The organism is Leeuwenhoekiella marinoflava DSM 3653 (assembly GCF_900129005.1).
In the GTDB taxonomy this organism is placed as follows: Bacteria; Bacteroidota; Bacteroidia; order Flavobacteriales; family Flavobacteriaceae; genus Leeuwenhoekiella; species Leeuwenhoekiella marinoflava.
In genome coordinates, this window is sequence record NZ_FQUN01000003.1 from 221961 (window position 1) to 235593 (window position 13633).

Sequence of the window (13633 nt, forward strand, 5' to 3'; positions counted from 1 at the left end):
AGAACTATGAGAAATTTGAAGTTTGCACTATTTGTATTTATACTGTGTGGTATAAGCGGTTTTAGTCAGGGTTTTTTAAAAGCAGAAAATACTAAAATAGTTGATGAGAAAGGCGAAAATGTATTGCTTCGTGGTATTGGTCTAGGCGGTTATATGCTGCAGGAAGGCTATATGCTCAAAGTTCCGTTTTCTGGTCAACAATATGTTTTTAAAAAACATATAGAACAACTGGTAGGTAAAGAGAAAACAGAAACTTTTTACAAAGCCTGGCGCAAAAACCATATGCAAAAACGTGATGTTGATTCTTTGAAAAAATGGGGGTTTAATTCTATACGATTACCCTTGCATTATAACCTGTTTACACTTTCTGTAGAAGAGGAACCTATTAAAGGAAAAAACACTTGGCTTGAAGAAGGCTTTCAACTTACAGATTCATTGCTTTCTTGGTGTAAAACAAATAAGATGTATTTGATTTTAGATATGCACGCCGCTCCCGGTGGACAAGGTCATGATGTGAATATTTCAGATAGAGATCCTTCAAAACCTTCGCTTTGGGAAAGTCAAGCAAATCAAGAGAAACTTATCGCCTTATGGCAAAGAATAGCTCAGCGTTACAAAGAGGAACCTTGGATAGCAGCTTATGATTTAATCAATGAGCCAAACTGGACTTTTGAAGAAGGAAAAAACAAAAATGGGATTGAAGATGTAGAAAACAAACCCTTACGTCAACTTCTTGAAAAACTAACAAAGGCAGTGCGTGAGATAGATAAAAATCATATTGTAATAATCGAAGGTAACGGATGGGGTAACAATTACAAAGGCATACTGCCACCCTGGGATGATAATATGGTACTGAGTTTTCATAAGTATTGGAATTATAATGATTCTGCCTCAATACAGCAGTTTTTAGACTATCGAAAACAATATACTATACCGGTTTGGTTAGGTGAATCTGGTGAGAATTCTAATGTCTGGTTCAGGGATGCCATTGCGCTGATGGAAAAAAATAACATTGGCTGGTGCTGGTGGCCTCTTAAAAAGTTAGGTTTTAATAATCCATTAGAGATTAAAGTAAATAAGGCTTATCAGGACTTATTGGATTATTGGGAAGGTAACGCAGAAAAACCATCTGAACAAAATGCTTTTGAAGCGCTTATGCAGTTGGCAGAAAATACTAAAATAGAAAATTGTATCGTGCATTACGATGTATTGGATGCGATGATTAGACAGCCTAAAAGTGGGCGGGCTATCCGTTTTAAAACAAATTCTCTAAAGCAAGATTTAATAATTCAAGCAACTGATTATGATCTGGGTACAGATGGCGTCGCTTATCACGATACGGTGTCTGCAAACTATCATATTTCAACGGGTAAAGAGCGTCAAAGCTGGAATTTAGGAAGAACGTATCGCAACGACGGAGTGGATATTTTTAAAAACAACAAAGGGCTTTTATATGTTGGAGATCTTGAGCGTGAGGAGTGGTTGCAGTATACGTTAGAAGCTAAAGAAGCAGGTGATTATACTATTTCCTTGAAAGTAAATTCAGAGAATGAATCAGCGCAGATTTCTGTTTTGGTAAATAATCTTGAGACAACAAGTTTTAAAATTTTAAAGAATTTAAAGGAGTGGACCTGGACTCAACCGCATCAAATAAAACTTAATAGTGGGAAAAACACTATTAGGCTTCAAATCAAACAAGAAGGTTTCAATCTAAAAAGCCTTAAAATCAGTAAATAAATTAAGAATTAACATAGATGAAATTCAATAAACACCCCTACTTGCTTTTGTGCTTGTTCAGCTTTTTTCAGAGTTGTTCTGTTTCAGAAAAAAAATCTGATGAAGCTGCGATTTATGTAACTTCTCTTGATGAGAAATCCTTGATTGAAAAGCGTGAAATTCATTCAGAAACTATTGATACTTCATTAATTGATGAGGTTATAACTCTATCTGATTCTATCACTTATCAAACCATGGATGGTTTTGGTTATACACTTACCGGTGGTAGTGCCTTACACATTCACAAGATGAGCGATACTGCACGTGCAAATTTGCTTAATGAACTTTTTGATACCACTCAATTAGGAGTGAGTTATTTAAGATTGAGTATAGGTGGCTCTGACCTTGATGCTTCTCCTTTTTCTTATGATGATTTACCTAGTGGTGAAACAGATGAAACGCTTGAGCATTTTTCTTTAGCGCAAGACACTTTACACTTAGTTCCTATTTTAAAAGAAATATTGAATATAAATCCAGATATCAAAATTTTAGGTTCTCCGTGGTCACCGCCTGTGTGGATGAAAGATAACGGAGATACCCGCGGAGGTAGTCTGTTACCAGAATATTATGATGCTTATGCTGCCTATTTTGTGAAATATATTAAAGCAATGAAAGCTAACGGTATAAAGATAGATGCGATAACCATACAAAATGAGCCCTTACATCCAGGTAATAATCCCAGTCTTCTAATGAAAGCTCCGCAACAGGCAGCATTTATTAAAAATCATTTAGGTCCTGTATTTAAAAAAGAAAACATTGAGACGAAGATCATTATTTATGATCACAATGCAGACCGCCCAGATTATCCCATTACCATATTAAATGACCCGGAAGCAGCTCAATATATTGATGGATCTGCGTTTCATTTATATGGGGGAACTATAAGTGCTTTAGAGGAAGTGCATAAAGCGCATCCTGATAAAAACCTCTACTTTACAGAACAGTGGGTAGGTGCGCCCGGTGATTTTGCTAAGGAACTTTCTTGGCATACTGAAAACTTGATTATAGGGGCGCCTCGCAACTGGTGTAAAACCGTTTTAGAATGGAATCTGGCAGCAGATCAAAATCAAGACCCCCATACAGACCGGGGTGGCTGTGACCGCTGTTTAGGGGCAATAACTATTAATGGAGATGCAGTTACCCGAGAGCCCGCGTATTATATCATAGGGCAAGCTTCAAAATTTGTTAAGCCGGGCTCAGTGCGTATAGCGTCTACAATGCCCAATGAGATTCCTAATGTAGCGTATAAAACTCCTGATGGAGGAATAGTTGTTATCATTCAAAACACCTCAAAAACAAGTAAAAAAATTCAGGTGCAGATCAATGATTCTAATCTTTTAGTGGCACTCGCTTCAGGGGATATAGGTACACTAGTATTCTAGAAGACTATAGGTGAAATTCCAAATAAAAGCATAATGAAACCGCACTGAAACCACACTCCAACCACACTCCAACCACACTCCAACCACACTTTACCACAAAATATGTGGGTGAATGTGGTTTGAGTATGGACTGACTTTTGGGTTACTTATAAGCATTCCTATCCTATCAATAGTGTATGTATAGCTATACGGGATTATGCGAATAGTTTAGAATAAGGTGTATTTAGAGGAGTGAAAAATGCAGCATTCTATTCTGTACAGATTAACTACATTTTTTGCTTAAACATAACAATTAGACTTGATCCGAAAATATTTTATGTATATGTGAAAGCTTCATTCTAGCCTAAGAAGAAGATTTTTAAAGTAAAAGTTTCAGAAGCTAATCAAACGGGAAAAATTGAGCAAAGCAGTGCAGTCATGATTACTGTCGGCATATTCATATTAACGGGTCTTGTATTGTTTTTTTTATATAACAAAACCATTTTATTAGGAACAACCATGCTTGCTATACATTTTAGAAAGCCAGAAGCGTTTACGATAATCTAAGATTCGTTCTTTTCCCTTCTTTTACTTATTTCAGAGAGGCTGATGCCTTTTTCGCTATTGTAATGTGTGTTCTTAGGGCTTCCGATGATTTGTGATGAATATACTCCAGAATGGCCAGAGAAGAGGTAAGCAGTGCTGCACGCGATGGCGATAAACACGCCAGATTCAATACCAAAAAGTTCAATACCCATAATGGTACACGCAATAGGTGTGTTAGTCGCACCCGCAAAAACGGCAACAAAACCCATCCCGGCGAGCAAATCCATAGGCAACGGGATAAACCAGATTAATGCATTACCCAGCGTGGCGCCAATGTAAAATAGAGGTGTTACTTCACCGCCTTTAAAACCGGCACCTAGGGTGAATGAGGTAAACAATACTTTTACCAGAAAGTCATATTTGTTCATCGTTTCGCTAAACGAATCTACGATGGTAGGTACACCAAGCCCAATGTATTTTGTGGTGCCGATGCAATACACCACAACTGCAATCACTGCACCGCCAATAAAGGGCCGCAAAGGCGGATACTTGATGTACTTTTTGAATTGTGATCCCCAGAAATGTGTGCTTTTTGAAAACAGCATACTTACCAAACCAAAAATGACTCCTGCAAGCAATGCCCACAGCAGATTTACCGGACTCATTTCAGCGATAGAATTGATGTGGTAATGTGTATGTCCTACATTCCAAGCCTGGCAAAAATAATCAGCTAGAACGGCAGCTAAAAAACTGGGAACAATAGCGTCCAGACGAATCCGACCTAAAAGAAGTACCTCAAGTGCAAAAATTCCACCGGCGAGTGGCGTTCCAAAAACCGATGCAAAACCCGCACTGATACCTGCGATTAGCAATATTTTTCGGTCTTGATTATTCAGTTTAAAGAGTTTGGTAAACTGATCTGCAACCGCACCTCCAATTTGCACAGCAGTACCTTCACGACCGGCAGAACCCCCAAAAAGATGCGTAGCAATCGTACCAAAAAGTACCAGCGGCGCCATTTTAAACGGTATCACTTTTTTTGGTGAGTGAAATTCTTCCAGCAGGAGATTGTTACCTTTTACAACACTATTTCCGTATAAATGATAAGAAAGGCCTACGATAAAACCGCCGATGGGCAGTAAGGCGATGATCCATAAATGCGATTCGCGATAGTTCGTCGCCCACTCCAGACTGAGTAGAAAAAATGCTGAAATACTACCAGCAATTGCCCCAATCAAGGTGCAAATGATAATCCATTTAAAAAGGTAAATCAGAGTAGGAATTTGCTCTATGGAAGAAAGCGCTCGCTTTAATTTATGTATGTTCATACTGCCGTATATAAATGATTCTACTGCGACTCACATTTGTGGCCGTTTTTAGTAGAAGTCATCAGCTTCATAAGAAGCGGTTTGAGGCAGACCTCATTGCCTGTAATTGAAAGCGCAAAGATAACAGAAAACTTGAAAGGATTTTGATGAAACTCAATTTTCATACGTTAGCAACCTGTTCAATGCTCTAAAATCAATTGATATTGAATTGTACTTCAATAAAAGGTGTTATTGATTCTGATTAAAGAGTACTTTAACGTGTGGTTTGTTGATTTCTAGAATAGCGAAAACACCGAGTAGAATACCTAGAATTCCGGTAAGGCAGTTCATTATCGAAGCGATAAGTACAAAAGTATAGTTACGCGCTTCACCAATGTATTTAGCCGCTATGAGTGTCACAACCCCAAAAATAAGACAGACAACAAAGCCTAAACCGCTTATGACACCAAAGAGGGTAGACATTTCAAAAGGAGCCGAAGCATCGTGTCCTACTTCACTAAAAAGCATATTCATAAAAAAGCCGTAACCCACAAAGAATAAAGCGCCAAGAAGATTGAAGATTCCTTTTATGATAAAAAGAACTCTAAAAGTACTGAGGTTGTTCGATTGAATTTCCATAATTGATTGATGATTTGTTCAACTATAGGTCTTGCAAGACAGAAGTTTGTTACAGTTCACATAACAGCATATAGACCCCGAATGTTGAAAATTCGGGGTTTATAGCTATAAAATTCAATTTTTTAATTCTGGTATTGAGATACCGGCCAGCTGTCATTAGAAAAGTTTACGTCTGGTAAGATCTTGTTAGGATCTAGCTCTACTTTGCTTACTTTTTTATCTGTGTTCAACATATAATTCCAGCTGTTTTCACGTTGCCAGATTTCTACTGGTAGCTCAACTAATTGCGTGGTGTTGTCGTCAAAAGTCACCAGCATTTTAACCGGCATAGGGATATCACCTTCGTTAGCAATACTAATCACATAATTATCCTGATAGGGTCTTACGCTTTTTACGGCCAGATCTATATTTCCGGTACCGTAGAACCATCCTTTAAAGAACCAGGCTAAGTTTTCACCGGCTACATTTTCCATATGGTTGAAGAAATCACGCGGTTGTGGGTGTTTATATGCCCAAGTTTTGATGTAGGATTTAAATGCGTTATCAAAACGTTCTGGCCCTAAAATATACTCCCGCAACATAAGCAAACCTTGTGCAGGTTTTGCATATGCAATCATCCCTAAGTTTCGTAAATTAACAGCATCTGGATAGGTGTCTATTCCCTCGCGCGATGGGCTCGTATACCAGCTTACAGAATTACGAGTTTGATTCAGTCGTGCAGGATATTCACCATTGTTGAATTTCATGGTGCTGTAATAGTTGATAAAAGTATTGAAACCTTCATCCATCCACGCATAGCGACGTTCGTTTGTGCCCACAATCATCGGAAACCAGTTGTGACCAAACTCGTGATCAGTAACGCCCCAAAGTCCGGCACTTGTAGATTTCCAGCTGCAAAAGCTCAATCCAGGATATTCCATTCCACCTATATCAGCAGCTACATTTACTGCAACAGGATAAGGGTACTCATACCACATTTCAGAATTGTTTTCAATAGAGTGCTTTGTGTATTCAGTAGAACGTGTCCATGCTTCCTGACCGTTACTTTCAATAGGATAGACAGATTGTGCTACTGCTTTTTTTCCGCTAGGTAAATTAATTTTTGCTGCATCCCAGATGAAAGCTTTAGAAGAAGCAAAGGCTACATCGCGGGTGTTTTCCATTTTAAAACTCCATGTCAAGGTACCGCTTTGTTTTGCACGCAAAGACATATCATTTAATTCTTCAGGCTTAACAATATAAACAGTCTCATCACTCTTTTCTGCTTTTTCCATGCGATCGCGCATTGTAGCAGAAAGCACATCTTTTTCATTTTGTAATTCTCCAGAGGCCACTACGATGTGGTTAAACGGTGCAGTGATTTTAAAATCATAATCACCGTAATCTAAGTAGAATTCACCAGCGCCTAAATAAGGCTCAATATTCCATCCTTCAATATCATCAAGAACTGCTGCACGCGGAAACCATTGTGCTAAAGCATAAATGGTTCCGTTTTTAGTGTCTAAACGTCCCATACGATCCATACCTTTCACCGGAATTTTATAGGTGAAATTCATAGAAACGGTCGCTTTACCACCGTCAGCAGCGATAGGTTCGTCAAAAAACACTTGCATGCGTGTATCGGTAATGATGTGTTTTGAAGAGTTGCTGCGTTTTACTTTCGCTTCAAGATTTGTAATGGTATACCCGCCATCTACATCACCGTTGTAACGATTACCGCCTATGGGGGTTGTTAGGTTTCCGCGAGAATTTTCTTTGAAGCGATTTTGCTCCAGATGCATCCAGATAAAATCAAGCTCCTGCGGACTGTTATTGGTATATTCTAAAGTGAGTTTACCCGTTATGCTGTGTGCTTCGTCATCTAGTGTAGCTTCAATTTTATAATCGGTTTCGTTTTGCCAGTAGTGTTCACCGGGTTTACCGGTTGCGGTGCGAAACTCATTGCCACTGTGCTCTAAGAACTCACTAAAAAGTTGTTGATTGCCTTGCGCTTCTTGCGCGTTGCCTATTGCAACACCTCCTAAAACAAGAGTTGCTAAGACTAATTTTCGATTCAAAAAATTCATTAAATAAAAGGTTTTACTCGAATTACGAGATTTAAAAAACAGTATTATTTCTGTAAATAAATAGACAAGGGTAAGCCCAATACATTTACACTGGTCTAAAAGTATAAGTTCTCTTTCGTTTATCGAAAAATTAAAGCGACAATAATGCTTGAGCATTTAATAAACTAGAAAAGTATTTAAGTATTAAACTTCTTTTTCAGTAAAGGGGATTGTGCTATCTAATATCTCATTAATGAGTTTGAGTAAATAAGTTTCAAAGGTTTCCAGAAGTTCTGGAGTGATGTTAGAATTTTTATTTTCGGTAAGTTTTAAAAATCCTTTATTTAAATTTTTAAAGGAAATGATGCCGGCTTCAACGTGCTCAGGTAGCGGCTCTTTTTTAGAGATCATCAAAGCATAGCACAACACCTGAAAGGCTTTGGATTGCTTGTCATAATCAGAGATAAGTTCGTCCCAATCTTTAATTGCAAGTTGCGGGGTGTCTACTTTACCTGTTTTATAGTCTAAAATACGAGTTACACCATTTACCTGATCAACGCGGTCAACAGTTCCTTTTATACAAATACCTGCATTTAGTTGAGCCACATATTTTGTTTCTAAATCTTTAATTACAATCTCGCTGCCAGAGTTTAGGGTTTGTAATTCTTGGTTGAGGAAGTTTGCTACAAATTGCTTTGCAACATTAAAGATAATGAGGTTTTTACCCGTTTTAATATTGATTGCGTTATAGTTAAGCTCAAATTGGTGTTTAACTTCAGTATTAATCTGACTCAGCATTTCCTCTAAAATTTCTTTAGAAAGTATAGTGTTTAAATAAGGTTTGTAAAGGGTGTCAAGCGTTTCGTGAACTACGGTTCCTAAAGTATTATGCGCGATAACATCTTCAACTTCATCCAGTTCTTTGATGCCTAAAACATATTTATAATAAAAATCAATAGGATTGCGTATGTAGGTCGTTAATGCCGAAGGTGAAAATCCGGAAGCTGCATGTTTTTTTATAGCTTCAATTATAGCAGGTGTTTTTTCTATTTCTTTAATCGTTTGAGGCTCAAGACTAACAGATGCCGAAGCACTTTGCTCTACGTATTTGTAATTTGCCTCAGGATCTGTTGCCAGCTGTAATAAGAACCTGCTTTTCTCACCACTATTTAAACCACCGGCCTCATTATTGTAGATGAGGTTTATATGTTCTGCGCGCTGTAAAAGTCTAAAAAAGTGATAAGCGTAAATAGCATCTTTTTCGCGATAGGTGGGAAGTTTATATTCAATTTTTAAATCAAAAGGAATAAAGCTATTTTGACTTTTTCCTGACGGAAATGTGCCCTCATTTAATGACGTGATAATGATGTTTTTAAAATCAAGAACTCGAGATTCTAAAACACCCATAATTTGAAGTCCCTGATAAGGATCTCCTCTAAAATCTAAAGTCTCCTGACTCAATAAATCTTTATAGAACTGTTTAAGGGTTTTAATGTTGTTGAGATATGGGTAAGAGTCGTTTAAGTTTTTTAAGCGTGTAAACAACTCTAAAAATGCGTGAAGAAATTCAAGCTGAAGCCAATTTTGCTGGGGTAACAAAACCTCTTTTAATTGCTGAATACTATTTAAAATCTGTTCTAAAGCTATTGAGCTTTTATCATTCCAGAAATCAAAAAGCAGTTTATAGTTTTTTGAAGCATTTTCAGTAAGATGATCCGGTTTTACAAATACCAGATTTTTGTGTGTGATTTCTTTTTTAAGATCTTTTCGTTCATCCCCTAAAAGAAAAATGGTGTACTGCTGATCTAAAAGGGAAAGCACATCTTTATAATAGTAACCCTGTTCTTTGTGATTGATTTGTAATTGAAACCAACTTTCAAAAAAGGCGGCTTGTGCGACTTGGCCTAATGGAAGTCCCATCGTCACATTAAGATTCTTAACCGAAGTTGGTAAAGAGTTCAGCAACGGTAGAAGTAGAGCTTCATCACCCAGAATAACTGCGGTATTTTCTAATTCTTCTTTTGAAAAATCGGAAAGGAGTTGTCCGGTATATTTGATCTGACCAATATTTTGAGAAATACCTGTAGCGGTGATGATTTTTGAAGTATTGAAGCTTGATTTTGCTTTAGGAAGCAGTAGGCTTTTTTCTTTTAAGCCTGTCCATTCTTTTAAATAGGACTTTATAAAAGTTGCTGTAACGTGGTTGTTATCATTTAAAAAGTAGGGGTCAATATCCCAGTAAATTTTTGTTGTTGAACGTTCTAAGAAACTTTTAATGAGTTCCTGTTCTGCAGTGTTTAAGGCATTGAAACCACAAAATATATACTGCTGATCGTCCTCATTTAGGAAAGAAGCAATATTATCAACTGCTTTGCGGTAAAGCATACCTTGATAGCCTAGGCCTAATTCTTCTAAATGTTTTTTATAGTTAGTATAATAGGTACTTATAGACTTCCAGAATAGGAGATAATTTGAAACAAATTGCGAACTAGAATCTGTAGACCAATGGTTGAGTTCTTTTACAGCAGACAAATAATCAAAGAATTTGTCAGTAGGAATCAGATGGCGATCAATCTCATTAAAATCGCCTAGTAGTGTTTGTCCCCAGCCTAAAAAATTTAAAAAAGCTTCAGGTGTTTCTCCGTCAAATTGATTTTGATACACGTGATACAATTCAACCTGAAGTTGTGTTTGAGAAGCAGCCGTTAGTCCGGAAATTTCCTCTATGAGCTCTTCAATACTTATTGCTTGTGGAAGAAAGCATACTTGATCTTTAAGCTGCTCTTTTAATTTCTTTAAAAAGAAGCTTCCTGCTCTTTTAGAAGGTAAAATCACCACAGTTTCAGCTAGTGGTAGCTCAGATTTTAAGAGGTCTTCAATTACTTCATCAATGAATGTAGTCATAGGTTAAAAATAAAAAACGCCCTGATTTCTCAGGGCGTTTTCCAAATATATTATTTCAGATTTAAATCTGAATCAAATCTTACTTTAAAGTAAGTTTCACACGTCTGTTAAGTTGCATACCTGCAGCTGTAGTGTTAGGAGCGATAGGCTGCTCTTCACCGTAAGCTTTGATAGACAATTGGCTTGCGTTTACACCTTCTTTACTAGTTAAGTAATCAACAACAGATTGAGCTCTTCTTTCAGAAAGATCCATGTTGTATGCGTTACTTGCGCGGCTATCAGCGTGACCTTCAACTTCAAAAGAAGCAGTAGGATATTCTTTTACGATATTAGCGATTGTAGTAAGAGTTGCGTAAGAACTTTTTCTAATTGTAGCTTTATCAGTATCAAATAAAATACGACCAGCTTCACCATTTAAAGTTTCTAAAACACTAGCGTCAACTTCAGGACAACCATTGTTAGAAGCAGGACCAGCTACGTTAGGACAGTCATCATCTTTGTCAGCAACACCGTCGCCATCAGCATCAGCAAATGGGCAACCGTTGTTAGAAGCAGGACCAGCCTCGTTAGGACACTCATCTTCTGAGTCAATTACACCGTCACCGTCAGCATCAGGACAACCGTTAGTTGCAGCAGGACCAGCAACATCAGGACACGCATCTTCGTTATCTGGGATACCATCACCATCAGTATCAGGACATCCGTTGAATTCTGGTAAACCAGCTACTTCAGGACAAGCATCTTCAGAATCTTTGATACCATCACCATCAGTATCAGGACATCCGTTAAATTCTTTTAAACCTGGAGTTTCAGGACATTCATCATCTTTGTCATAAATACCATCACCGTCAGTATCAGTTCCGCCAAATGTAAATCCTACACCTACTACATGTTGCATGTGTCTTGTGTAATAAGTACCAGGCATCATTGCGTGCTTGTAAGTTGAAGATAGATCTAAATTGATGTGATCACTCAACCAAATTTTTAAACCTACAGTACCGTTAAGGGTTCCGTGGCTTGGCATGTCACCAATAAACACGTAACCACCACCACCACCTAGGTAAGGGTCAAACCAACCGCCTTCTCCAAAAAGATGGTCACGAAAGCTATAAGAGAACATACCATCAACAGCATAATAAGCTAAATCGTCAACAGGAAGATCTCCCATTTTGTCAATTTTGTTGATAGATCCTCTTACACCTAGAGCAAAACCAGCACCAATGTAACGCCCAACATATAATGTAGAAACTGAAGGAAGAATATTCCAGTGATCAGAAACATTATAAAATTCATCAGGAAAACCTCCGGTTAAAGGTCTGTTGTCTGGTGGGTATACTGGATATGTATCAACCGCGTTTACACCAATACTAACAGCCCACGGGTTGTTTTTGTCTTGTGCGTTTGCAGTGCTTAAACCAGCAAAGGTCAAAACTGCAAACAGAAATAATTTAGTAAGATTTTTCATGTTAAGTAAGTAAAATTTAAGTGTTAATTGAAGCAAATGTAATTTGTTAAAATCTAGCAACAAAGTCAAATTTAATAAAAATCGCATTTTGTAATTAAAATGGAATGATTCTCAACTTGATTCTGTTGCCAGATCTTTTAAGATTACATTATTCTATAAGTGATATTTCTACACGTCTGTTTTGTTGTCTTCCTGCGGCAGTTGCATTTGTAGCGACTGGTTTAGACTCTCCAAATCCTTCGGAAGAAAGTCTTGTTGCTGGTAAACCTTGTTTGATTAAATAATCTTTAACCGAAGCAGCTCTTTCATCTGATAATTTCAGATTATAAGCATCAGAACCTTGGCTGTCAGTATGTCCTTCTATTAAGAATCTTGTGTTAGGATATTCGTTCATAGTTTCAGCAACAGCATTCAATGCTTCATAAGATTCAGCGCGTATTGTAGCTTTATTTAAATCAAATAATACAGTTCTAACCTGAACGTTGATTTCTTCCAGAATTTCCACTGTAACTTCTGGACAACCATTGTTAGCAACAGTACCCGGTACTGTTGGACATTCATCATCTTTATCTAAGACACCATCATTGTCTTGATCTTCATATGGGCAACCATCGTTTTCTGCAGGACCAGCCTCATTAGGACACTCATCTTCAGAATCTATAACTCCATCACCATCAGCATCAGGACAACCATTTGTTTCTGCAGGACCAGCTACATCAGGACAAGCATCTTTATTGTCTGGGATACCATCACCATCAGTATCAGGGCATCCGTTGTATTCTGGTAAACCAGCTACATCAGGACACTCATCTTCAGAATCCTTTATACCATCACCGTCGGTATCAGGGCATCCATTAAATTCTTTTAAACCAGGAGTGTCAGGACATTCATCCTTATCATCGTAAATGCCATCACCATCAGTATCAGTTCCTCCAAAACTAAAACCTATACCAGCGGTATGTTGCATATGTTTTGTGTATCTATCTTCAAATGCATGTTTGTAAGTGGTAGATAAATTAAGATTTATAGCATCACTTAACCATATTTTTAAACCAATAGTTCCATTGGCAGTACCAAAACTTGGTTGATCACCTACAAAAGTATAACCACCACCTAGTCCTAAGTATGGATCAAACCAGCTTCCTTGTTCAAATAAAACATCACGGAAACTGTACGAAAACATACCATCTAAACTATAATAAGCTAGATCATTCGCAGGAGCATCACCTAATTTTTCAATTTTGTTTAAGGAACCTCTAACGCCAAAACTAAAACCACTACCTATGTAGCGACCTACATATAATGTAGAAATTGATGGTAGAATGTTCCAGTGGTCATCAACATTATACATTTCATTCAGAAAACCACCTGTTAATGGTCTGTTATCGTCACCCACAGGGTATGTATCAACTGCATTAACGCCAATACTTATATACCAAGGGTTGTTCTCATCTTGTGCACTTACATTTAGTGATCCTGCAAATAATGCAATGAAAACTAATAATAAACTTGTATTTCTAATCATAATCGATTGCTTTGTTAAAATAGTGAGGTAAAAGTAGTTTGTTAAAATATACTTGCAAAACCACA

Annotated in this window: 8 protein-coding genes and 1 riboswitch; of the genes, 2 read left to right on the top strand and 6 right to left on the bottom strand. The window is 37.5% G+C overall.

From position 1 onward, the window contains the following. Positions 1-6: 6 nt before the first annotated feature. Both BUB91_RS01040 and BUB91_RS01045 read left to right on the top strand, forming a co-directional pair. Positions 7-1737, top strand: a complete 1731-nt coding sequence (locus tag BUB91_RS01040) for a cellulase family glycosylhydrolase (protein ID WP_073095915.1) — start codon at positions 7-9, stop codon at positions 1735-1737. Positions 1738-1754: 17 nt separating this feature from the next. Further along, positions 1755-3158: a glycoside hydrolase family 30 protein gene (locus BUB91_RS01045; protein WP_083557798.1), complete on the top strand. Its 1404-nt coding sequence runs from the start codon at positions 1755-1757 to the stop codon at positions 3156-3158. Between the two features lie 542 nt (positions 3159-3700). On the opposite strand, the gene BUB91_RS01050 is transcribed toward BUB91_RS01045, so the two are convergent. From BUB91_RS01050 to BUB91_RS01075, 6 genes are all read right to left on the bottom strand, one after another. Continuing rightward, a complete protein-coding gene (locus tag BUB91_RS01050) occupies positions 3701-5011 on the bottom strand; it encodes a voltage-gated chloride channel family protein (RefSeq protein ID WP_073095917.1) in 1311 nt (436 codons plus the stop codon). Positions 5012-5056: 45 nt separating this feature from the next. Beyond that, positions 5057-5121, bottom strand: a riboswitch (Fluoride riboswitch). 118 nt (positions 5122-5239) lie between these two features. Next, positions 5240-5629: a hypothetical protein gene (locus BUB91_RS01055; RefSeq protein WP_073095919.1), complete on the bottom strand. Its 390-nt coding sequence runs from the start codon at positions 5627-5629 to the stop codon at positions 5240-5242. Positions 5630-5751: 122 nt separating this feature from the next. Continuing rightward, positions 5752-7695 (bottom strand): M1 family metallopeptidase, encoded by a 1944-nt coding sequence (locus BUB91_RS01060; RefSeq protein WP_073095921.1) that lies wholly within the window; start codon positions 7693-7695, stop codon positions 5752-5754. Positions 7696-7878: 183 nt separating this feature from the next. Further along, entirely contained in the window at positions 7879-10578 is a 2700-nt protein-coding gene (locus tag BUB91_RS01065) for a PD-(D/E)XK nuclease family protein (RefSeq protein ID WP_073095922.1), read from the bottom strand. A 79-nt stretch (positions 10579-10657) separates the two neighbouring features. Next, positions 10658-12043, bottom strand: coding sequence for an OmpA family protein (locus BUB91_RS01070; RefSeq protein ID WP_073096379.1), 1386 nt, complete (start codon positions 12041-12043; stop codon positions 10658-10660). Between the two features lie 148 nt (positions 12044-12191). Then, complete coding sequence (locus BUB91_RS01075; RefSeq protein WP_073096381.1) at positions 12192-13565, bottom strand: OmpA family protein; 1374 nt, start codon at positions 13563-13565, stop codon at positions 12192-12194. Positions 13566-13633 lie beyond the last annotated feature (68 nt).

Coding starts and splice junctions, on each gene's coding strand:
- BUB91_RS01040 (WP_073095915.1), top strand. CDS start 7: ATGAGAAATTTGAAGTTTGCACTATTTGTATTTATACTGTGTGGTATA.
- BUB91_RS01045 (WP_083557798.1), top strand. CDS start 1,755: ATGAAATTCAATAAACACCCCTACTTGCTTTTGTGCTTGTTCAGCTTT.
- BUB91_RS01050 (WP_073095917.1), bottom strand. CDS start 5,011: ATGAACATACATAAATTAAAGCGAGCGCTTTCTTCCATAGAGCAAATT.
- BUB91_RS01055 (WP_073095919.1), bottom strand. CDS start 5,629: ATGGAAATTCAATCGAACAACCTCAGTACTTTTAGAGTTCTTTTTATC.
- BUB91_RS01060 (WP_073095921.1), bottom strand. CDS start 7,695: ATGAATTTTTTGAATCGAAAATTAGTCTTAGCAACTCTTGTTTTAGGA.
- BUB91_RS01065 (WP_073095922.1), bottom strand. CDS start 10,578: ATGACTACATTCATTGATGAAGTAATTGAAGACCTCTTAAAATCTGAG.
- BUB91_RS01070 (WP_073096379.1), bottom strand. CDS start 12,043: ATGAAAAATCTTACTAAATTATTTCTGTTTGCAGTTTTGACCTTTGCT.